At 45.1% G+C, this 22,290-nt stretch carries 18 protein-coding genes; 1 reads left to right on the top strand and 17 read right to left on the bottom strand.

What is annotated here, in order from left to right; translation table 11 throughout:
• Positions 1 to 127: 127 nt before the first annotated feature.
• Positions 128 to 1,021, top strand: coding sequence for a tRNA (adenosine(37)-N6)-dimethylallyltransferase MiaA (gene miaA, locus M0P91_RS00890; RefSeq protein WP_295063146.1), 894 nt, complete (start codon positions 128 to 130; stop codon positions 1,019 to 1,021).
• Here the strand turns inward: miaA and M0P91_RS00885 are convergent.
• The 17 genes from M0P91_RS00885 to M0P91_RS00805 form a co-directional block, all read right to left on the bottom strand.
• Positions 1,010 to 3,370: a hypothetical protein gene (locus tag M0P91_RS00885; RefSeq protein WP_295063143.1), complete on the bottom strand. Its 2,361-nt coding sequence runs from the start codon at positions 3,368 to 3,370 to the stop codon at positions 1,010 to 1,012. The genes miaA and M0P91_RS00885 overlap by 12 nt on opposite strands.
• A gap of 28 nt (positions 3,371 to 3,398) precedes the next feature.
• Positions 3,399 to 4,904, bottom strand: a complete 1,506-nt coding sequence (nuoN, locus tag M0P91_RS00880; protein WP_295063140.1) for an NADH-quinone oxidoreductase subunit NuoN — start codon at positions 4,902 to 4,904, stop codon at positions 3,399 to 3,401.
• Positions 4,904 to 6,451, bottom strand: coding sequence for an NADH-quinone oxidoreductase subunit M (locus M0P91_RS00875; RefSeq protein WP_295063137.1), 1,548 nt, complete (start codon positions 6,449 to 6,451; stop codon positions 4,904 to 4,906). Before M0P91_RS00875 ends, nuoN begins: the two co-directional genes overlap by 1 nt.
• 9 nt (positions 6,452 to 6,460) lie before the next feature.
• A complete protein-coding gene (nuoL, locus tag M0P91_RS00870) occupies positions 6,461 to 8,329 on the bottom strand; it encodes an NADH-quinone oxidoreductase subunit L (protein ID WP_295063134.1) in 1,869 nt (622 codons plus the stop codon).
• Between the two features lie 3 nt (positions 8,330 to 8,332).
• Positions 8,333 to 8,638 (bottom strand): NADH-quinone oxidoreductase subunit NuoK, encoded by a 306-nt coding sequence (gene nuoK / locus M0P91_RS00865; protein ID WP_295063131.1) that lies wholly within the window; start codon positions 8,636 to 8,638, stop codon positions 8,333 to 8,335.
• Positions 8,638 to 9,222 carry an NADH-quinone oxidoreductase subunit J gene (locus M0P91_RS00860; protein ID WP_295063128.1) on the bottom strand — a complete coding sequence of 195 codons (585 nt, stop codon included), beginning with the start codon at positions 9,220 to 9,222 and terminating at the stop codon, positions 8,638 to 8,640. The genes nuoK and M0P91_RS00860 overlap by 1 nt, the downstream gene beginning before the upstream one ends.
• A 9-nt stretch (positions 9,223 to 9,231) precedes the next feature.
• Positions 9,232 to 9,852 (bottom strand): NADH-quinone oxidoreductase subunit NuoI, encoded by a 621-nt coding sequence (gene nuoI / locus M0P91_RS00855; RefSeq protein ID WP_295063126.1) that lies wholly within the window; start codon positions 9,850 to 9,852, stop codon positions 9,232 to 9,234.
• 10 nt (positions 9,853 to 9,862) lie between these two features.
• Positions 9,863 to 10,852 carry an NADH-quinone oxidoreductase subunit NuoH gene (gene nuoH, locus M0P91_RS00850; protein WP_295063123.1) on the bottom strand — a complete coding sequence of 330 codons (990 nt, stop codon included), beginning with the start codon at positions 10,850 to 10,852 and terminating at the stop codon, positions 9,863 to 9,865.
• Positions 10,853 to 10,854: 2 nt separating this feature from the next.
• The gene (locus M0P91_RS00845) at positions 10,855 to 13,341 is read right to left on the bottom strand and encodes an NADH-quinone oxidoreductase subunit G (RefSeq protein WP_295063119.1); all 2,487 of its coding nucleotides are present in this window, start codon (positions 13,339 to 13,341) and stop codon (positions 10,855 to 10,857) included.
• A 3-nt stretch (positions 13,342 to 13,344) separates the two neighbouring features.
• Positions 13,345 to 15,594 carry an NADH-quinone oxidoreductase subunit G gene (locus M0P91_RS00840; RefSeq protein WP_295063116.1) on the bottom strand — a complete coding sequence of 750 codons (2,250 nt, stop codon included), beginning with the start codon at positions 15,592 to 15,594 and terminating at the stop codon, positions 13,345 to 13,347.
• Positions 15,595 to 15,603: 9 nt separating this feature from the next.
• Positions 15,604 to 17,640 carry an FAD-dependent oxidoreductase gene (locus tag M0P91_RS00835; protein ID WP_295063113.1) on the bottom strand — a complete coding sequence of 679 codons (2,037 nt, stop codon included), beginning with the start codon at positions 17,638 to 17,640 and terminating at the stop codon, positions 15,604 to 15,606.
• A 9-nt stretch (positions 17,641 to 17,649) separates the two neighbouring features.
• Entirely contained in the window at positions 17,650 to 17,874 is a 225-nt protein-coding gene (locus tag M0P91_RS00830; RefSeq protein WP_295063110.1) for an NADH-ubiquinone oxidoreductase subunit E family protein, read from the bottom strand.
• Positions 17,875 to 17,886: 12 nt separating this feature from the next.
• The gene (nuoD, locus tag M0P91_RS00825; protein WP_295063107.1) at positions 17,887 to 19,113 is read right to left on the bottom strand and encodes an NADH dehydrogenase (quinone) subunit D; all 1,227 of its coding nucleotides are present in this window, start codon (positions 19,111 to 19,113) and stop codon (positions 17,887 to 17,889) included.
• A gap of 8 nt (positions 19,114 to 19,121) precedes the next feature.
• On the bottom strand, positions 19,122 to 19,928 hold the full coding sequence (locus tag M0P91_RS00820; protein ID WP_295063104.1) for an NADH-quinone oxidoreductase subunit C: 807 nt from the start codon (positions 19,926 to 19,928) through the stop codon (positions 19,122 to 19,124).
• A complete protein-coding gene (locus M0P91_RS00815) occupies positions 19,928 to 20,437 on the bottom strand; it encodes an NADH-quinone oxidoreductase subunit B family protein (protein ID WP_295063101.1) in 510 nt (169 codons plus the stop codon). Before M0P91_RS00815 ends, M0P91_RS00820 begins: the two co-directional genes overlap by 1 nt.
• Complete coding sequence (locus M0P91_RS00810; RefSeq protein ID WP_295063099.1) at positions 20,419 to 20,808, bottom strand: NAD(P)H-quinone oxidoreductase subunit 3; 390 nt, start codon at positions 20,806 to 20,808, stop codon at positions 20,419 to 20,421. The genes M0P91_RS00815 and M0P91_RS00810 overlap by 19 nt, the downstream gene beginning before the upstream one ends.
• A gap of 330 nt (positions 20,809 to 21,138) precedes the next feature.
• The gene (locus M0P91_RS00805) at positions 21,139 to 22,233 is read right to left on the bottom strand and encodes a methyl-accepting chemotaxis protein (protein WP_295063096.1); all 1,095 of its coding nucleotides are present in this window, start codon (positions 22,231 to 22,233) and stop codon (positions 21,139 to 21,141) included.
• Positions 22,234 to 22,290: the final 57 nt, after the last annotated feature.

Raw genomic sequence — 22,290 nt, 5'->3', positions numbered from 1 at the left:
AATGCGTTTTCCTGTAGTCCTCGATGATCCTGCTTTTAGCAAAGCCGGTGTAAATTTTGCCATCTTGATGTTTCGACCCATCTCCTTTCAAAAGCTTCATCCTCCCTATTAAGGTATAATACGGGCCATGAAACAGTTGGCAATTATCGGCTCTACCGCTTCGGGCAAAAGTGATCTCGCACTGGCTTTGGCAAAAACATATAACGGGATTATCTTATCCATCGATTCGCTTAGTATCTATAAAAAAATCGATATCGCTTCCGCAAAACCTTCTCAGAATGAGCGTAATGAAGTGATCCATTTTGGTATCGATGTACTCTCTCCCGAGTCCAATGCTAATGTTTTTACGTTTATTGACGAATACCATCGTGCTCTTGAATATGCAAAACAGCATAATAAAAATCTAATCATTGTCGGAGGGAGCAGCTTTTATCTGAAAAGTATGTTGGAAGGTTTGTCCCCTATTCCGGATATCACCGATGACACCCGTCATAAAGCAGCGGAACTCCTTCTGGATATTCAAGCGGCCCATACCTTTTTAGCCAAAGTCGATCCCGAAACCATGACTAAAATCCACCCTACCGATCGCTACCGTATTGAAAAAATGCTTCTGTTGTTTTTTCAATCCGAAACCCCACCCTCCGAATGGTTTCGCCTTCATCCCCCATCTCCCGTTATCCGGGAATGCCCTGTTTTGGATCTGAATATTGAGCGTAACCTTTTGCGTAACCGGATTGCCCTTAGAACGCAAAAAATGGTTGCTTCGGGGCTTATCGACGAAGTAGCCGAATTGGAGAGAAATTTCGGACGCCTCCCAAACAGCATGAAAGCGATCGGTATCGTTGAAACGTTCGAGTTTTTGGATGGGAAGATTTCAAAAAAAACGCTGATCGACAAAATTGCAACCCATACCGCTCAGCTCGCCAAGCGGCAACAAACCTTTAACCTGCACCAATTTTCCCTCGACGCAAGCGGATCCTCCGACCATTTAGAAAAAATTTCCGATACCTTACTCCAATAATGAGAGGGCATCTTTCGCCAGTTTTCCCCATGCCGAAGCGCCATCAGCTTTTATACTTGCATTAAAGGCGGCGCGCGCTTCCGCTTTCCGCCCCATTTTTTGAGCAAGTGAGCCCATTAGGTAGTGCTGCCGGGAACGTTTCTCTTTGTCTATCTTTCGGGTGTTCAGGCTTTTAAGGGTCTCATAGGCATCGGCGTCACGCCCGGTTTTCTGATACGACTGAGCAAGGGTAAATTCGATATACGGGGTTTGTGTGTAGGTTTTGGTTCTCTCTTGAAGGGCCATAACTTTACGTGCATAGGTTTGGGTCAATGCCTCGTCCTGACGTACTGTTCCCAAGGCTACCATTTGCGTATAACGCTCTACATCTTTAAAATCGTTTTTAAATAACGTTTCGATATTTTTGATATGCCGGATCATTCCATCCCCGTTTCCGCTTCGTTGCATGGCATCAAAAAGGGTCCGATAAATATCATTAAGGGGAGGGTTTGTTTCGCTGTTGAGTAACAAAGCAAGCTCTTCTCCCCCTTTTATTGCATTTTTATACTCCCCTAAAGCAAACTGTGTTTTTACAATACGATAAAGCCACAGCTGCCGTTCACTCATAGATTTTGATTTTAAATGGCTTTGCGCTATTTTCTTTGCGGTTGGGTATTGGGCCGTTTTGAGGGCACACTCAAAATTTAGTCCGTCCCATTGCGGCAGCAGCTTAATCTTATACATCTTCTGCATTGACAATGCTTCAGCACATTTCCCCTCTTTGAGATACGCTTTGCTTAGTTCGACACCACTTTTTGTGATTAAACCGTTTGCTTCGGGATAAATGCCGCTGTCTAAATGGTACAGCTCGGTTTCAATCTCCAGAATCTCTTTATACCGTTTCTCTTTGAATAATAGTTGCGCTTTTTTGTAGAGGGCTTTAAGTCCAACCGCATCATTACCGTAGCGATCGATTAAATCATCGTATTTTTTAATCGCCGTACTTGCATTGCTCTCATTCTCATTAAAAAACAATCCATCTTTCGCACGGCGTACATCTTCAATAAACTCTCCGTATTTATACTTATCAAGATACTCATTGAACCGTTTAAGTGCCTCTTCGCGTCTATTGGCCAGAGCCAGCTGCATTCCGAGATCTTTAAGAAGTCTTTCATGGTCCGATGATTCAAGCGGATTTAGTTTAAAAATATTCTCGGTAATCATTGCAGCGGTTCTGGGCTCATGATGTTCAAGAAAAGCATTGGATAATTTAACCGCATCCTCTTTTACTCCGTTAAAGTACGTAGGATTGGCATTGCCGATTTTCTCAATATACATTTTCGCTTTCCCTACATTTCCCGCAAGCAATTCAATTTGAGCCAATTTAAATGCCGCCTTAGAGGCTATGGTAATGTCTTTGCTCGATGAGAGCGCTTGAGCGTAATATTTTGCTGCCTTAGACGCATTACCTCCCCCTTCCAGTTGTTGCGCCTTATAGATCATCCCCTGAGCGGCAAAAGGGCTATGGGCATGTTCATCAAACAATCTGTCAAAAAAATAATCGGCATCCGTCGGTTGTCCGATTTTGGAGTAAGCGTTTGCGGTGTAGGCAAGAACCTCTGCAATATTGGAGTCCCCGGAGTAATCGCGTAAAAACCGTTTCGATACATCAAGAAGGATATCATGCTGCTCCTGTTCATGCAGTGCCCGAATTTGGTAGAGTACCAATTCATTTTTAAAAATCGTCTTCGGATATTTCTTCAACGTATCTTTTACCAATGAAAGCACTTTGGCAAAATCTTTCTCTCCATACGCCTTTTTTATTTGCATATAATCGGTTGCGTCCTGAACCCGTGATATTTTGATGGGGTTTCCTTTTAAATCCAAACCGCCGATGTAGGGATTGGTATGGTTATGAATTTTAACCGGAAAATTAATTGCATTTTCTCCTCCGCTCTTCGGATTAAGCATCGGCGGTGTTTGTCGATATCCCACAACAATCCAATGGTTGGTCCGATTAATATCACTGTAAAAGGTTTCAGCACTCTTCGTTAAATCAAAAGGGAGCGGAATTAATTTAAGTTTGGTAATCGGCGTAATGGTAATGGTATAGGCGTTATTGGTTTTTGCAGACGAAATCGTATAATGAAGATTATGAACGGGCTCAAAAGAGTGCTTCGGAGCATGCGGGAAAGTGCAGACGATCTGTTTTATCGTATCAAAATCATCTTTCGTCGATTCGCACCGAAAAGACTCCTCGTTTCGTAAATGAAGAATACTAAAGGGGTCATGCCCCTCTTTGCCGCTTTGAATCGAAAGCTCCAAGGCGGCGAGAGGAAGCCATAGAGACAATACCCACCAGTGTCTCATAGCTAAACTCCCCTTTCCTCATCGAGGATTAATAGCCGCTATTATACACGAAACGGGTAATAACTTCCAAGAGCGGATTGACGGCAAAAACTGCAAAGATCGTCCCGACTGCAGCAATTCCGATAATGGTTTTTAACGATAACGAGGCATTCATCAAATAATATTTTTCATACCCGACCATCGGCTCTTTCATAAACATAAAAATAATAAGTTTAAGATAGTAATACCCTGCAATTGCCGAGTTCAGAGCCATGATCAAAGCCAATACGGTATATCCGGCACTTACGGCAGAACCGATCATATACATTTTCCCCCAGAACAAACCAAACGGAGGAATACCGGCAAGTGACAACATGAAAAGCGCCATCATCAATGCAGCCATCGGCATCGTTTTTATCATACCCGAAAATTTCTCGTACGGGTGGTCGGAACTTTGCCCCGGAAGAAGATTTTTCTGACGGTTCACCCATAACATGGTAAATGCTCCGAGATTTGTAAAACTGAACAATGCCCAATACAAAAATAATCCGCTGTTCGCCTGCGTCGTCCCGATCAAAATAGCGGCCATAACGAAACCGGCATGAGAGATCGAACTGTACGCCAACATCCGTTTGACATCGGTTTGGACCAGTGCCCAGATATTTGACGCCGTCATTGTTATAACGACCCCGATGTACAAGATTACCTGAAGCCAGACAACCCCGCTGTGGACCAAGAATTCAAACAACCGCATAGCAACGACGAACGCCGCAATTTTCGGAACAATCGACATGTATCCCGCAAGTGCCGCTGAAGAGCCTTCGTAAACATCCGGCGTCCACGTATGAAACGGTACCATGGAGAGTTTAAATCCAAAAGCCGCGATCATAAAGACAACACCTACGAGAACAAACCCGATATTGCTGTAATGATCTTCCGCCAATACCGTCGCAATCTGATTAATCTCTACCGAACCGCTGATAGCGTATAAAACCATCGAACCGAACGCATAAAATCCTGCGGCCAGTGCCCCCATCGTAAAATACTTCACCGCCGCTTCAAACGATTTCGATCGGTTATGCAATGCAATCAGTGTATAAAGAGCCAATGAAGCTGTCTCTAAGCCGACAAAAACCAAAATCAGGTTATCCGTCGCAACCATAAATTGAAACCCTGCAATCATAAACAAGAAGAGGGCAAAATATTCCGGGTAGTTGTACTCATGAAACCGTTTTGAGGTGAGTGCCAACGGAATAAAAAGCATCGAACCTGCAACGATAATAATTTGAGAAAGGATGGCAATACCATCCATCAGCATGACATCAAAAAAGCCCAATACGGTGCCGTTTTTAAGAAATACTCCCCCAAACTCAACCAATGTACCCAAATCAAGGAGCAAGAATAACAACGCCACCATGACATAAAAAGATTTGTGCAATCCCTCTTTCGCCAAATCGATCACTAAAATTGCCAGTGCACCGATTATCGCGATAAGCATCGGTGCAAGTGTCGCTACGTTAAGCGACGCCATCGAAACATTAATCGGCTCTAACATTAGTGCGCCTCCTGGTGTAATTTCATCGCTCCGGCATCGGAGAGATTGGGAATACGCGCTTTTGCCTCAGAGCTTTGCGCTTTATCATGCATCAACTGGATCACCGATTCGACACTGTTGTTAATCGGTTCCAAAACCGGCTTAGGATAAACACCTAGCCAAATTGCCAAAATCACCAATGGAACCAGTCCGATCAATTCGGTTTTATTCACATCTTTGAGTTTTTTGTTTTCTTCATTCGTTACATTGCCAAAAAACATCTTTTTGTACGCTGCCAACATATAGATCGCACCAACGATAATCGCAGTTCCTGCGATCAGGGTATACGTGTGAGATTGTTTGTAAAAACCGAGCAAGCTTAGAAACTCTCCGACGAAGTTAATGGTTAGCGGCAATCCGACCGATGCCATCATCATAATTCCGAAAATAGTGGCATAACGTGGCATAACCGATGCCAAACCGCCGAATTCCGACATCAACTTTGTATGACGGCGATCGTAAATAACCCCGACGAGTAAAAACAGAGCACCCGATACAACCCCGTGGGCCAGCATCAAGAAAACCGAACCGCTAACCCCTTCAACATTCAAGGCAAACGTTCCAAGAATGATAACTCCCATATGGGAGACCGAGCTGTAAGCAACGACTTGCTTAATATCTTCTTGCGCATAAGCAACCATAGCCGTGTAAATAATCATGATAATTGCAATAGCCGCGATTGGAAACATAAAAAAGACCGATGCATCCGGAAAAAGCGGCAGTGAAAAACGGACAAATGCATAGGTCCCCATTTTTAGCAAAATTGCAGCCAGAATTACCGAACCGATAGTCGGAGCCTGTCCATGCGCATACGGCAACCATGTATGGAATGGAAACATCGGAACCTTGATCGCAAAACCTAAGAAAAAAGCCGCAAACAACCACAATTGGAAGTTCTCCGGAAGAATCAAACGATACCATTCCAAGATTGAGAAGCTCCACATCCCTGTTGCCTGATAATAAAAATAGGCCATAAAGAGCATACCGACCAACATTACCAATGACCCGGTAAAGGTGTAGAGGAAAAATTTAACGGAGGCATAAATACGCAGAGGCCCGCCCCATGCACCGATAATATACAGCATCGGCACCAATGAAAGTTCCCAAAAGACATAAAATACAATCGCATCCAGCGCCGCAAAAACACCGACCATTGTCATTTCTAAAAACAACAACGTAATGATCATATCTTTGACACGACGTGTTTCCGTCAATGATGCGATACCGATCAACGTAAAAAAGGTGGACAAAATGACAATAAATAATGAAATACCGTCAATACCGAGGAGGTAATTAATTCCGAATGCCGGAATCAACGGTGCAGACTCCATAAACTGCATCCCCGAACTCATCGGATCGTACGCATACCACAACCATAACGAAAGGACGAATTCAATAGCCGCTACAGTTATACCGTATGCCCGTATGCTATCTTTCGCGACAACAAATCCGAGCATTGCCGCCAATGCCGGAAAGAAAATTAAAATCGATAAAATATGATCCAACATCATTACTCCTTAAGCGCCGATGGCGTTGTACCCGACGGTAAACGCTACGGCTAGCGCCAATAAAACCACCAAGCCGATAACCATCCATCTAAGCATGGTTGAAAGATTTCCATTCTGAATATCTCGTGTGTTTTCACCTGTTTTGTAGATTGCATTGGCAATCATGTCAACCGTGGCATCCACAATCCGGATATCAATCTCTTTCCACGCAAAACGGGAAAGTGCACCATACGGTTTCGTAAAAATCTCATTGTACAATTTAGGGATATAGTACTGATTGATAAGTACTTTATAACAAAAATGTTCTTCCCATTTTGTACTTAGAGGGCCGTTTCGATACATTAATATCGCGGTAACAATTCCCCCAACTGCAATCAATGAGGTCACGCCGATAAGCATCAACTCTACATGATGGGTATGAAATTCAAAACCCGGTAACAACGTTGTTACCAAACGGACAAAATCGTGTTCAAACCATCCCGCAATAACGGCAAGAAGGGCCAAAGGAGACATAACTACCAACATAAAGCGATACGCTTCATGCGGATGAAATCCGTATTGTTTATAACGCTCTTCTCCAAAAAATGCGAGCATGATCAGACGGAATGAATAAAATGCAGTCAAACCGGCAGTTATCCATAACGTCCCCCACAAAATATAATGCTCTGAACTGAACGCTACTTCAAGAATTTTATCTTTCGAAAAGAACCCTGCAAACGGCCAGATCCCGGCAAGGGCAACCGAAGCAAGAATCATCAGAATCGCCGTCCCTTTCATCACTTTGTAAAGACCACCCATCTTAACCGGATCGAGCTCATCGCTCATCGCGTGCATCACATTTCCTGCACCAAGGAACAAGAGCGCTTTAAAGAATGCGTGTGCCATAAGATGGAAAAGTGCCACCCAATAGGCGCCCAAACCGGCAGCCACGAACATGTATCCCAACTGCGAAAGGGTCGAATAGGCGATAATCCGTTTCATGTCACGATTTACCAGAGCCATGGTCGCGGCAAACATTGCTACAAATGCACCGAGTGATGCAATAAAATATCCGACATCCGGAATTTCACTGTAAATCGGGTTGGCACGAATAACCAAATAGACCCCGGCGGTAACCATCGTAGCGGCATGGATAAGGGCCGACACCGGTGTGGGTCCTTCCATCGCGTCAGCAAGCCACGGATGTAAGGGAAATTGTGCCGATTTACCCATTGCACCGATAAATAGGAAAATACCGATCCATGTGATCACTTTTTGATCTAAGTTATGAATTTCGGCAAAAACAACATCGTATTGCAATGACCCGATATTCCAATAGACCAAGAAAATACCGATTAGCATTCCAAGGTCAGCAATCCGGTTCATGATAAACGCTTCGTTTGCTGCCCAGGTAGCCGATTCTTTGTGGTACCAAAAGCCGATCAAAAGCCATGAGCACAGACCAACCCCTTCCCATCCGATAAACAATCCGGCAAAATTATCACTCATGACCAAAACCATCATCGAAAATACAAAAGCCGATAGATAGGAGAAAAAGCGATTAAACCCTTTGTCATGGTCCATGTAGCCGATTGAATACACGTGAACAACCGTAGACACGATCGTTACCACCATCATCATGACAACACTGACCTGATCGACAACAAAGCCGAATGGAATGTACAGATCTCCCGTCGCCATCCATGTCATCAACTCGACATGGACCGTATGCCCGCCCATGACATAGCTTAATAAAATAGCACTGCTAACCAATGATGTAAACAATAGCCCCGATGCTATCAAACCTGTGTGATAAGATTTTGGAGATGCTCCAAAAAGAGCCGCATAAAGCGACCCTACCAACGGAGCAAAAAGTGCAATGTATAAATAAAGTTCCATAGCCTACCCTCTCATTGATGTCATAAGATCAAGATCGATCTTGCCGGTACGTTTATACCATACGATGAGAAGACCTAAACCAATCGCCACTTCGGACGCTGCAATTGCAATAATAAAAAATGCAAACATCTGGCCGCTCAAGTCTCCTAAATAATGCGATATTGCCGCAAACCCGATATTGGTTGCGTTAAGTAAAATCTCTGTTGCAAAAAATAGCATTAACAAATTTTTACGGCGCATAATCCCGACAAGACCAATTGCAAACAGTATTGTCGATAATACAAGATAATGGGTCAGTGTAATTTCCATTAGTGTTCCCCCTTCTCTGGATGTCTCTCATTCGATGCATGAATCATGGCGATCTCTTCTTCCGCCATCAGCGTCAGCGATCGGTCCATTTTTTTACCGGCCAGGACAATCCCCCCGATCATAGCGACAAGAAGCATTACGGCCGCAACTTCAAACGGAACAAGGTATTTAGTGAAAAGAACCATCCCCACAGCTTGCGTATTTCCAACTTGTGAATTGATTGGATAGAGCGCTTCAATATTATCCGAAACAATCGGCGCAACAAAAATAGCGACTACCATTACCGCTGCCAATACTCCGAGTACGAAAACAATACGAGGATTCGTCTGTTTTTCAACAACATTGCGTGTTGTATCAAAGAACATCATTCCAAATGCATACAAAGCCATCACTGCACCGGTATAGACGATGATCTGAATCGCTCCAAGAAAATCCGCACCCAGTATAAAGAAAAATGCAGAGATAAAAATCATCCCTGCCGCCATAGCCGTCAATGCGTACAACGCCTGCGATGTCATTACCGTGATGGTAAACATTGCAATCGTCAATACCGCAAACAGATAAAAAGCAATTGCTTCAAACATTCAAGCTCCTTAATAGGCAAGCGGCGTTTTTTGTACGCGCTCGTCCTCATGTGGGGTAATCGCACCAAAGCCCGGGTACTCGGCTTGCTGACCTGATTTAAGCAGATCGAGAGGGGTAAGCATATCGTCTTTGATAACAAAATGGGCCCGCTGCTCTGAACCGTTTTCATAACGCTGCCCGTGAACAATCGCCAATTCCGGACACACTTCGGCACAATATCCGCAAAAAATACAACGCCCTAAATTGATACTGTATTCGGTCACTTCTTTCCGGCTGTTTTCATCAATACGCGTATCCATTCGAATACAATCGGAGATACAGATTTTTTCGCATAATCCGCATCCGATGCAGCGCTCATATCCGGATTCCCACAAACGCAACAGTTTGTGTACGGCACGATAACGCGGACCGATCGGCAATTTTTCTTTTGGATATTGGACCGTATGAATATCAAATTTAATCATTTCGCGGAGTACTACCCATAAACCGACAAACAATTCCCCTCTAAACGTACGCTTAACAACTTGTTTAAATTTATCCCATCCGGTTACAGGATAATTTTCAATATCGACATAGTAATACGCACGCTCTGGCGCAACATTACGGTCTTCAAACGGTTCTAAATGCATCAATCCCTCCTTAGAACATCATCACAATGCCGGTAACAACGACATTGACTACCGCAATCGGCATTAAAACTTTCCAACACAACCACATCAACTGGTCAGGTCGCACATCCGGCCATGCGGCACGTGTCCAGAGGAAAAAGAAAAAGAAAAACGCTACTTTCAGGAGAAGTTGAAAAGCCCCCGCAATCGTACCGTCACCAAATCCGCCCAAGAAAACGATTGCAATGACAAACGAAATGAAGAACATATTGGCATATTCACCGATAAAGAAGAGTCCCCAGCGCATACCCGAATACTCCGTACCGAAACCGTCAATGATTTCATGATCATTCGCAACGAGGTGAAACGGAGTACGCCCGGTCTCAGCAAATGCAGCAATCCAGAACAGAATAAACGCTACCGGTTGGGACCAAACGATCCAGTGGGTTATCCCGCCGGTTTGGTAATTGTTAATATCCACCAAGGAGAGGGATCCAACCATCATAAGCGGTGCCAAAAGGGAAAGACCGGTGACAACTTCATAGGAGATAAAAATAGCCGCACTTCTCGCTGCAGAGATCAGCGACCATTTATTGGCCGATGCCATCCCCCCAAGAAGCGGTCCATAAAGTCCGATCGCCATTACCCCGAGTACGTAAAGAATCCCGACATTGATATCCGCAACGATCGGATGGACGGTATACCCCATTACGGTAAATTGCGGCCAAAAAGGGATAGCCGCCGCTGCCATAAATGCGGTTGCCGCCGTTATAACGGGAGCAATTTTAAAAATCGGTTTAACGACGTTTTGGGGGATAATATCCTCTTTGGTAAAGAGCTTGATCCCGTCCGCCGCTACTTGAAGCAATCCAAAAGGGCCGACATGCATCGGTCCCAGCCGGCGTTGCATAAATGCGAGCACCTTCCGCTCAAAATAAGTACCCAAGCCCGCAAGCGCCGAGAAAACCAATAAGATAACAACGATTTTAATAATCGTCTCGATAACAAATGCCATATCCATGCTTACACCTTTTGAATTGATACACTCGTGAAACGATAACGCTCACACAATGACTCAAAGTTGATATTAGTATCGAATGTCGGAAGATAGGGTATTAATCCATTAATCTTGCCATCTACGATAATCGTTGTCACAAGTTCCCCTTTTGCACTGCTGATACGAACTTGATCTTTGTTTTGCAGCCCTTTTGCATCACAATAGTTTTGTGAAACATATATCCCCCCTTTGCTATCAAGCTGATGCGCTTTAGCGGTAAAAGGGGTGAATTGCAGCACAGGATTGGCGAGATAAACAACGTCGTTGTCCATTCTTTTAGACTCATCAATGATTATAACACTTTCATCACCATTACACGCATAGGATTGGACGTTTAGAAGATATCCGCGTACCTCTTCTCCCCCATTCGTATAATAATTGGGCAAACCATCAAACTCAACGGAAACATACCCGGCATTTTCCGGAAGCTGCGACGTATAATCAACCGTCAATTTTGCCTGCAGCCCCAGTCTATTGGCGATATCGTTCAGCTCATATCCCCCAAACGCCACTGCCGCATTGGTCGGATTGACCCGTTTATCGATACTCGTAAACGTCCCCTCCTGCTGATTCAGAGCCGGCATATCCAAATCGCCATCTCCTAACGCACTGAGGGTGAAGTCACCTTTCGTATTGTATCCGATGGTATAGTCTCCCCCTTTTTCATCCAAATCGCAGATAAGGGCAACCCCCAGCGTATTGACGAGATTTGGGATCATGGTTACGCTAAACGGCGTATATTTTTCGATTAACGCCACCAGACGGGCACAGTTACGTGCATTCGGATGGGTATACAAATCGGGACCGACCATTAAGGAAAAGTGCTCTTTTTTGGCTAAATATTTGGTTAGTGTTTCACTGAATTTTGCCGGTGCGCTCACCAGATCGAGCAAGCGGTTTTCATCCACTTCAACCTCTTTGGCAACTTTTTTCTTCACCGTTTTGGTCACCTGTTCGCTGACCTCTTCTTCAATGCCAGTCTCTTCGTTGAGCACTTTTTTCACAACCGTTTCGGTCACTTTTTCGTCAACCGTCTCTTCTACCGTAACGGTTTTGGTTGAATGAAAACCGGAGAGATATTCGGATACTGCAGACGGCATTGCCCCTTTATCTCCGAAAAGGTCAAGGATTAAATAAAGAGCTGCCTCTTCCATCATCGGTACATGGTTAATCTGTGTCACGTTTTTAGACATATCGGCGATGACCGGATCATTAATGGGATGAAAATACAATCCCGCCCCTTTATTCATTGAAAGGGCATTATTCATTGCAAAACGGGCATTCGGATTATCGGTTTTAAGAGCACTTCCGATGGATACGACGAAATCGCTTTCATGTACCTCTTTCAAATTTCCGCCATAAAGAGAGGTGCCGCTGATTTCACTGTAATGGCTCAAAAAGTTTTTAAACGCACGAGCCTCTTCGTTAATGAGACGGTAACCCGATTTCTCTTTCAAGCGCTGAAGAATCAATGCTTCTTCATTCGTAATGGACGAGGTAAATGCAATCGTATCGGCTTTTTTGAATGCAGCTATTGCAGCAGCAAATGCAGTTTCATCTTTGGTTACACCGCGATTTTCAAAATCATACCCATAACGCCCTGCTCCGCACAATGAGACATAGTTCCACTCGTTTTTGACGCGATAAATTTTATCCTCCGGATGGGAGATGCTTGTATGTTTGACATCGTAGCTCAGCTGGCATCCGGCGCTGCAGTGGGCACATGTCGCAGGGATTTGGGTGTGTTCCCACGCGTTGGAGGTATATTGAAAATCGCTGCTTACAAGGGCCCCTACCGGACAAACCGCAGTACATTCACCGCAATTGGTACAATCGAGCGTATCTCCTCCGTTTGGTCCGATCAGCGATTTGTTCAGTTTGTTCCACATCGCATAGGCATCTTTAGGCATCGACTCTTTAAAGGTTGCCTCAATCGCATCACCGCCGCGCGGAACCGTTTTAAGCGCTCCGTCACCGATCATGTCTTTACACACCGTCACGCACCGTTCGCACATAATACACAATGCCGGATCATAATGGATCAGTCCCCACTCCTGTGCGGGCTTGTACGTATCCGGAATCGAATAGGTTTGGGAATCAACGCCGATTTCCAACGTATAATTTTGAAGTTCACATTCGCCCGATTGGTCGCAAACACCGCACTCCAGAGGATGGTTCACGTCGTAGACTTCCATAATTGCCCGTTTTTCCGCTTCAATCGTCGGGGTAGATGTGACAATATTCATCCCCTCTTTCGACTTTGCATTACACGCATACACCTGTTTTCCATCCGCTTCAACCAAACAGATACGGCAAGCCAACGTCGGAGAACAGCGTGTTAAATAACAAATCGCAGGAATAAAAATTCCGTTTTCCCGAGCTGCATTAAGAATATACTCACCTTCTCGCGTTTGGACAGAGCGGCCATCTATCGTAATCGTGATTTCATTCATGATTTAACTCCCCATCCTTGTAATTTTCACTTTTTCAAAGCGATATCTCCGATTCACCTCACCAAAAGTTCTATCGTACGTCGGAATCAGTGCGATGGTCCCTTTCAACGTTCCATCAAGGAGAAAAATTCGTTCTTCAATCTGGCCCGATGACTCAATCCGGACTTTCTCCCCGTCTGCGATTCGCGCCGCAGACGCAAATTGCGCCGAGCCGCGAAGGGTTTCGTCTCTTTCGAGCTGAGAGGTTTGTGCCGTGTAGCCGTTAAACTGATTAACCGGATTACAGCGATACGCTACCGTCCCGTTGAATTCGGGAAGATCCTCGATATCTTCTAGTCTTCCATCCATTTCTACTTCGACGTTATCAAGCGTATACCCTCGGGTATCTTCACCCAGCGATGAATAAAAGTTACCCAAATCATCGAACGGATATCCCTTAAACCCTTCAGAAACCGGCAATTTCGCTGTGTAATCAATCGTATAGCGTTCCGCTACTCCAACGGCGGATGCCAAATCATTAAGGGTAGCCCCTTTAAAAGAGAGTGCGACATTGGTAGGTAATAGCTGATGATTGATACTGACGAATGTCCCTTCCTGCTGGTTCAGCGCCGGTAAAGGGAGGTTGACGTCACCGATGGATCCCATAACATAATCACCCGCGCCATTGTAACCGACGACATTCTCGCTTTCATTCTCTTCATCAAGATCACAAATAAGCGATACTCCGATCGTATTCACCTGCGAAGGGACAATTACGAGGGTAAAGTCGGTGATGCTTTCAATCAATGCGGCCATACGGGCAATGTTTTCAGCTCTCGGATGGTTGAGCAAGTCAGAACCGATGATCAGCGTTTTACGTTTCGCACGGCGAAGCGAACGGCTCAATCGCTCAAACTCTTCGTCTCCGACATTGGTTTCGGCGCACAGGTACCCTTCGTCCAGCTCCTCAAAAAACGGACGGATCTCATCGGACAATTCACACTCTTGAAGAAGGGTTTTGGCCAACATCGCCATGACACCCTCTTCGGTCCCCACTTCGTATTTCACAAACTGGGTAACGACATTCTGCAACAGGGTATCTTCCATCGGATGCATGTACGTAACCTTCGCCCCGTTATGGCGGGCAGCTGTTGTCATCGCATAACGCACGGCCGGGTTGTCCGTTGCAATACGGCTTCCAAACATAATAATGGCATCACTTTGAGAAATAGCGTCCAAGGTCCCGCCAAATGCTTTCTTTCCGCTGATCGAACTGTAGGCACGGACAAAACGTTGATAAGCACGTGCCTCTTCATTATACAATTTTAGACCGAACTTCTCTTTGAGGCGTTGCAAAATCAGCGCTTCCTCATTGGTGATCAGCGAACTAAAACGGATTGCTTTGGCATTACGAATGGCATCAACTGCCCGGGCAAATTCTGCTTCGTCTTTATCCGCCTGAATCGCAAAATCAAATCCGAAACGTCCGGCACCGCACAGTGTTGTGTATTCAAAATGGTTGGTTACACGATAAATTCTCTCGTTTTCACCGCCTGCAACACCCGTATGTTTAACTTCATACGTCAAAGAACACCCTGCAGAGCAGTGAGCACAGGTTGCCGGAATCTGCTTTAACTCCCATGCGTTTGCGCTGTATTGAAAGTTTGAACTTACCAGCGCGCCGACAGGGCAAACCGCTATGCATTCACCGCAAAACGTACAATCCAATTTCTCGCTGTTTTTTGGGATAACAGTCGATTTGTATCCCCCAAACTGCAATGTAATCGCATCATCACCGATAATTTCATTGCAAACGTGGACACATTTTTCACACAGAATACACAATGCGGGATCATAATTGATCAATCCCCAGTGCTCAATCGTACGGTGCTGGTCTTTCGCACTGAAATGCTGCGATGAGACACCGAATTCCAGTGTTTTGTTTTGAAGATCGCATTCGCCCGATTTGTCGCACACACCGCACTCTAACGGATGGTTTACATCGTACATTCGCATGATATTGGACCGTTCCGCTTGAAGACGTGACGAGTCAATCGTGACCCCAAGTCCTTCGGTCGGAGGTGTTTGACAGCTGAGAATAAGGCCATCCACCTTGTCCGTCTCTACAACACAGAGTCGGCATGAGGCACACGGATTTGTTTTTTCAATATAACACATCGTCGGGATATAAAATCCCGCTTTACGTGCGGCTTGAAGAATTGTCTCACCCTTTTGGGCAGTTACCGGTTGGTTATTGATCGTAAAGTTAATCATCCGCCCCCCCTAGTGTGCGACCATGGCGATGTAGTAACATCGCATGCATCGTTCTGCTTCAGCAATTGCTTCTTCTTGTGTAAAGCCGTATTTGACCTCTTTGTTGTTGTCACGCCGCTCCTCTACTGTGAGAACTTCACTGTGCTGGCGCGGCAATCCCGGAAGCCATCCCGTAATTTTCTCTTTTTTATTATAAACTTTAAGTTTACGCAGATGATCTTCCATGATCTCGTCGTTTGTCAACGAAATCTCGCCGGTTTGGACGTAACGGCTCATAACCGATGCGGCACGTTTGGCCTGACCAACGGCATTGACGATCGTCATCGGGCCGTATTCACAGTCACCTGCCGCAAAGATCCCTTTGCGTGACGTCATGTAATCTTTGCCGTTTGTTTTGATCGTTGCCCATGAAGTTCGTTCTATCTCCCACTCTTCGGGGATCAGCTTCAAATCGGCACTTTGTGACACGGCCGGAATCAGGTAATCGCATTCGATTTCAAAGGATGCCCCCTCGATTTTTTCAAGGGTCGGACGTCCTCCCTTTGGATCGGGAACCAATTCAAAACGATCAATAATCAACGATTTAAGGAGATCATTTTCATCTTTCATCTCGGCAACGGCCGAGTGAAAAATAAACTCAACGCCCTCTTCGACCGCTTCATGATACTCTTCGTACGTCGTATTGTTTATGATCGTCTTTTCATCCCGTCGGTAGATCATAATAACTTTTGCCGCATTGGCGCGAATGGAACAACGGACAACGTCCATCGACGTAAATCCTCCTCCGACACAAACTACCGTTTTTCCGGTTAAATCGACAAAGTTATTCAAAAGCATATGTTTTTTCTGATCCTCTTCCGGTACCATAATGCCATATTTCACTTCCAAGTTAACCTTATCGAGAAAATCGATCGCTCCCCAATACCCTTGAATCGCCGGACGTTCATTTTCACAATAGACTTTTTTCGAGATGCGGGTTCCGGTTGCAACCAGTACCGCATCATAATCTGACTCAAACTGACGCATCATATCGGCAGTAACACGTGTGTTGGTAATGAAATTTACCCCCAAATCGCGAACCGACTCAATATCCTGATTGTACTTGTCGATCGGCATTCGGTATTCGGGAACACCTACCGCCACCTCTCCGCCAAGAACCGGAAGCTCTTCATAGACGTCGACATCTATTCCGTCCAGCGCCATATAGTAGGCTCCGGTGAGTCCCGCAGGACCGGCTCCGATAACAGCCACTTTTTTACCGATAGCCGGTTTTTTCTCCATTGGATGAAAAAATCCGAATCCGTGATCGGTTTCATAATCGGCACCCAGACGTTTGAGCTCCATAATGGAAATCGGCTCATCGAGGTTCGTACGGCGGCATTCGCTCTCGCACGGGTGGGGGCAAACACGCCCGCACGTATGCGCCAGCGGCATCGTTTGACGGGTCGCCATCAAAGAGTCATCAAAACGTAAATCGCGAACCCCCTCGATGTAGGCCGGGATATCGACATGCGCAGGACATGCATCCATACACGGAGCCGTAATTTTGGCAATATAGGTCGTATCTTCGAGATGATAATGCTTGGACGCTTTTTGTTCATGAATACATGCCAAAAATTCCGCTTCAAAATGGTCCATCAAATCCAATAACGGATTAGGAACTGTTTTTCCGATCTCACATTTTGAGGTTACCTGCATCGTTTTCGAAACTTCTTTAAGATGTTCCATATCCGATACAGTTCCTTCTCCACGGGCAATCTTATCCAAGAGATCATACAAAATACGCCCTCCCCATCGTCCCGGTGCACATCGACCGCACGCTTCCGAATAGACCTGATATTGTGCTGCATATTCGGTAGCAAGACGTACTACGTCGACATCCGGGTTAAACAGTGCCACACCGTCCCAGCCGATAAATGCTTTGGAATGGGCATACTGATCGTATTCCACAGGCAGGTTGTATGCAGAGCTTTCCCATGCATCATCGTTTTTGCCGATATTATTAATCAGCTCACCCCGCCATGTGGAGAAATAGACTTTACTCACAACGGATCCTTATTTTTTGACCACAATGGTCCAGTCTACTTCGTTGAATTTCAACGAGTTCATCAGCTGGTATCCCAGTTCTTTCACTAAATCAGCCGATTTTTGGATCGGTGTAAAATCGCCGATTTCAAATAAGAAAATCAGGACTTCTCCCGATTGACCCTCTTCTTTTATAATAGCGGACATGCGATCGTAAAAATTATCTTTTAAATGACGTAAATCGTAACGTTTCACTCCATGCTCCTTTTAGCGGTCAACTTCACCGAAGACGATGTTGGTCGTCCCGATGATAGCTACAACATCCGGGATATAGTGTCCCGGTAATAAATCGGTCAAAATTCCGGTATGCCAGAAAGACGGTGCACGGAGTTTAAGACGGTAAGGGTAGGCTCCCCCTTGAGAGTTGATGTAATAACCAAGTTCTCCCTTCGGCGATTCGGTCGGAATATACACTTCTCCTACCGGCGGGCGCATCCCCTGTGTCACAAGGACAAAGTGCTGCATTAAGGAATAGTTCTGAGTCATGATGTCGATTTTCGGTGCCGAAATGTATTGCGGTGCATGCGCCATCAATTCCGGTGTCGTATCGGCATACATATCGATTACCTGATACAGGATTTTTGCCGATTCACGCATTTCGGCCATGTAGAGTTTGTAGCGGGCGTAGTTATCCCCTTTATCCGAAACCGGAACCTTAAACTCTACTTCGTCGTACAGCTCATACGGTTCCTCTTTTCGGATATCCCATTCGACGCCCGAAGCGCGGAGCATGACACCCGAACATCCCCAGCTCAATGCCATCTCCGTAGAGATAACGCCGACGTTCTCCATACGCATCAACCAGACACGGTTGGTATCGAGCAAGTCTTCGTAATCTTTGATATTTTCCGGCAATTTGTCCAAAAATTTACGTAAATCGGCGATAAAATTGTCCGGAAGATCAAGCGGTACCCCACCGATACGGACGGCTGAATGGGTCAAACGCGCACCGCAGTAGTCTTCGATCAAGTCCATCAAATATTCGCGTTCGCGGAATGCGAATAAGAATACCGTCATCGCACCGATATCCAGAGCCGTCGTCGCCAACCAGAAAAGGTGAGACATCAAACGGTTGGTCTCAAGCAGCATCATGCGGATCACTTTTGCACGACGCGGCACTTCAAGACCGATCAGTTTTTCAACGGCCAATGCAAAGCCGTAATTGTTCGAACTCGATGCAATATAGTCCATCCGGTCGGTCGTCGGCATAAATTCGTTGTAAATCATATTTTCTGCCATCTTCTCCATACCACGGTGAAGATATCCGATATCCGGATGGGCTTTGGTAATCTGCTCTTGCTGAAGATGGAGCATCAATCTGAGCTGTCCGTGTGCCGACGGATGCTGAGGACCGAAGTTCAGGATCAGTTCATTATCGTCACGGTCAAACGTAATATTTTCAAAAAACGGTCTAAGTCTGTTGGATTGTTGCATGGTTGCCCTTATCGATCGCGATCAGAGATCACGACGCTTTTTTCTGCGTCAAATTTTTCAATGAGGAAAACACCCTCAGCTTCTTGATAAACAAGAGGGGTATCCGGTTCACCTTGACTGATATCGGCACCGCGCGGTACTTCATGACCCAAACGGGCAAAACGCTCGGTGTCATAGCGGTCCACCCGTGCACTGTCACGAATTTCCGGCCCGACGATATCACGTGCCTCTTTACCGAATATTTTGTCCACTTCGTACCATTGAGCGAATTCGTCCCCTTGAAGCGGATAGCTCTTGCGAAGCGGAAACCCTTCCCAATCATCCGGCATCAAAATACGTTTCATATACGGATGGTTATTGATCACGATGCCGAACATATCGTACATCTCGCGCTCGCTCCAGTCAGCGGAGCGGAAAAGTTTCTCGACGCTCTCAATCGACTCTTTTTCGCCGATCTTACATTTTATACGAAGGCGTTTGCGTTTGGTCATACTGAGCATTTGATAGAAAACTTCGAATTTCCCCTCGGATGCAAGCCAATCGATGGCGCTCAGTTCGGAAAGTTGATTATACTCACAGACGTTTTTAAGCAATTCAATGACGCCAAAATTGTCTTCCGCTTTAATGATGACAACCATTTGATCTACCTGGATATAAGCATCCAATACGTCGAATTTGGCTTTGATCGCCTCCAAATCGGCAGCGAAAACGGCATCTTCGCCGACATCATACTTTGCCACTTGCGGAGCGACCCAGTAACGGTCAGTGTAGTACGGTTTTTTTTGTACGTCGTCTTTTGGTGTATAGGCTCTCATTACATCAACCTTTTTGGTTTTTGTGCACGGGATGCACTCTCTTTACGGATTTTCTGCTGAAGCAACATGACTCCGTATTGAAGTGTTTCCGGTCTCGGTGCACATCCGGGAAGATACAGATCAACCGGAATAACACGGTCAACCCCTTGAACCGTCGCATAGGTGTTAAACATACCGCCGGTATTAGCGCATGACCCCATGGAAATAACCCATTTCGGCTCCGTCATTTGGTCATACAAACGGCGGATAAATTCCGCATGTTTTTTTGTCAGGGTTCCGGCAACGACCATCAATTCGGCTTGACGCGGAGAGGCACGAAAAATCGTACCGAAACGGTCGAAATCGTAACGCGATGCACCCGAAGCCATCATTTCAATACCGCAACATGCCAATCCGTAGGTAAGGGCCCAAATAGAGTTGGACCGACCCCAGTTAACCACTTTATCGATCGTTGTCAAAGCGACGGGAAGACCGCCGTCTTTGAGATAATTTACTTGATGTTGTGCCATTCGAGAGCCCCCTTCTTCCACGCGTAAACAAAACCGATTGCTAAAAGCAAGATAAACATCATCATCTCGGCAAAACCGAACCAACCAAGCAATTTAAAATCAATTGCCCATGGAAACATAAAAACAATCTCCACGTCGAAGAGTAAAAATAACAATGCAAACAGATAAAATTGCGGTGAAATGCGGTTAGGCTGCTTTGTCACCTCTGGTCCGCATTCGTAAACCGTAAGCTTCAGTTTTTCTGTGTCTTTGGCCGCTAATGCGCGGCTGGCTAAACGTGCGATGACCGTCGTTGCGTAAAACGCTCCAAAAGTTAGCACAAATAGTACAAATACCCCAAAATAAGGATTTGCTACGTTGTAATGCTCCATAGTTCCGACCTTTTCGTGGTTGATGGCATATTCCCGAGCAAGGAGACTCCTTGCCGAAGGATACGGTTTTAGATAAAAACAGTTGTTGCACTATAACAAAAAGAGGGTTAAACAAACCCTTTTGCGGGAAATATTTTACTATCAATGTCACGATAGGAAACACAATTAATTTGGTTTTTTATAGTTAATGTAAAATAATGTAACACTTCCCCTTTCTAAGCTGAACCAGTGTTACAAAACAGGACATTATTGAAGATCAATTCTTCGGTTGTCCTAGTGGAGGAAGAAAATATGCGGAATTAATTCGGTCGATTCAAGGAAATGCTCTTCTTAATCTTTTTCATGCAGTATACGGTCAAGCTTTTCGAATACATGATTGCTGGCCTCTTCCATCTCTTTGAGCGCCTGAAATATTTTTGCGGAACCTCCCTCTTCCGTTTTTATCAAATCAAACACTTTGTGGGTAGTATTATGGACAATCGAATGGGGAGATTCAAGGGATGAATAACTTGCAGTATTCTTAAAAAATTCATATCCGTCCCCTTCATAATACCATTTCCCCAAACGGCAATTATGGTGATCGACAAAGGTGAATTGTTCTTTCCCCGTTATGGCTGAAAGGTAAGTGTTCACTTTCCAAATCACATGATCCAGTTTGGCCAAACTCATAAACACTCTATCGCCGGTATGTGCGATACTCTCAAAGGTTTTACCCATAACATGGACATCATGATCCATATAGTCATTAAAATGGCCGATCAGCTCATTGGATTCGACGATTCGTTCTTGGACCTGTTCAAATTTTTCACCGATAATCGACACATCCTGTTTCATAGACTGTAATGAAATATTAATTTCACTAATCGCTTTATCCGTCCGGTCAGCCAATTTACGAACTTCATCGGCCACAACCGCAAATCCGCGTCCATGTTCACCGGCTCTAGCCGCTTCAATGGCAGCATTCAGTGCCAAAAGATTGGTTTGGTCCGAAATATCTTTAATCAATCCTAAAATACTCGCGACATCCTGTGCCCGCTGGGAAAGGGATTGAACCGTTTCCATTGAGTCTTGCGCTAAATGATTAAGCCCTTCCAATGTTTTGGAAACCCCCGATGCTTTATGCCCAAGCTCAACAATGTTTTCCAAAAGGGAGGTGGATTGGATAATATTTTCTTTTGACAAAGAGACGGATGAAGCGATATTTCCCTGAATATCGAGAAGATTTTTTTTCAACTGCTCATTCTGATACTGCATCACCGGAGAGATATTTTTATTTTTAGTCTCTTCTGCAAGCTGTTTCATAGCCCTATGATGCTCATCCAGTTGCTGACGAAGCGTTTGATTCTCTTCCTCTTTTTTTTGATACGCTTGTCGAAGAGTTTCAAGCTCCGATTCAAGCAACGAATTATTGTTAAACCAACTCATCTCAAACTCCTTCACCCGCATTCCTGAAGATTTCTCTTTGGTTAGATTGTACACTCG

The sequence above is a fragment of the Sulfuricurvum sp. genome (assembly GCF_023229695.1).
Classification (GTDB): Bacteria; Campylobacterota; Campylobacteria; order Campylobacterales; family Sulfurimonadaceae; genus Sulfuricurvum.
This window is presented reverse-complemented; position numbering and strand designations above follow the sequence as displayed.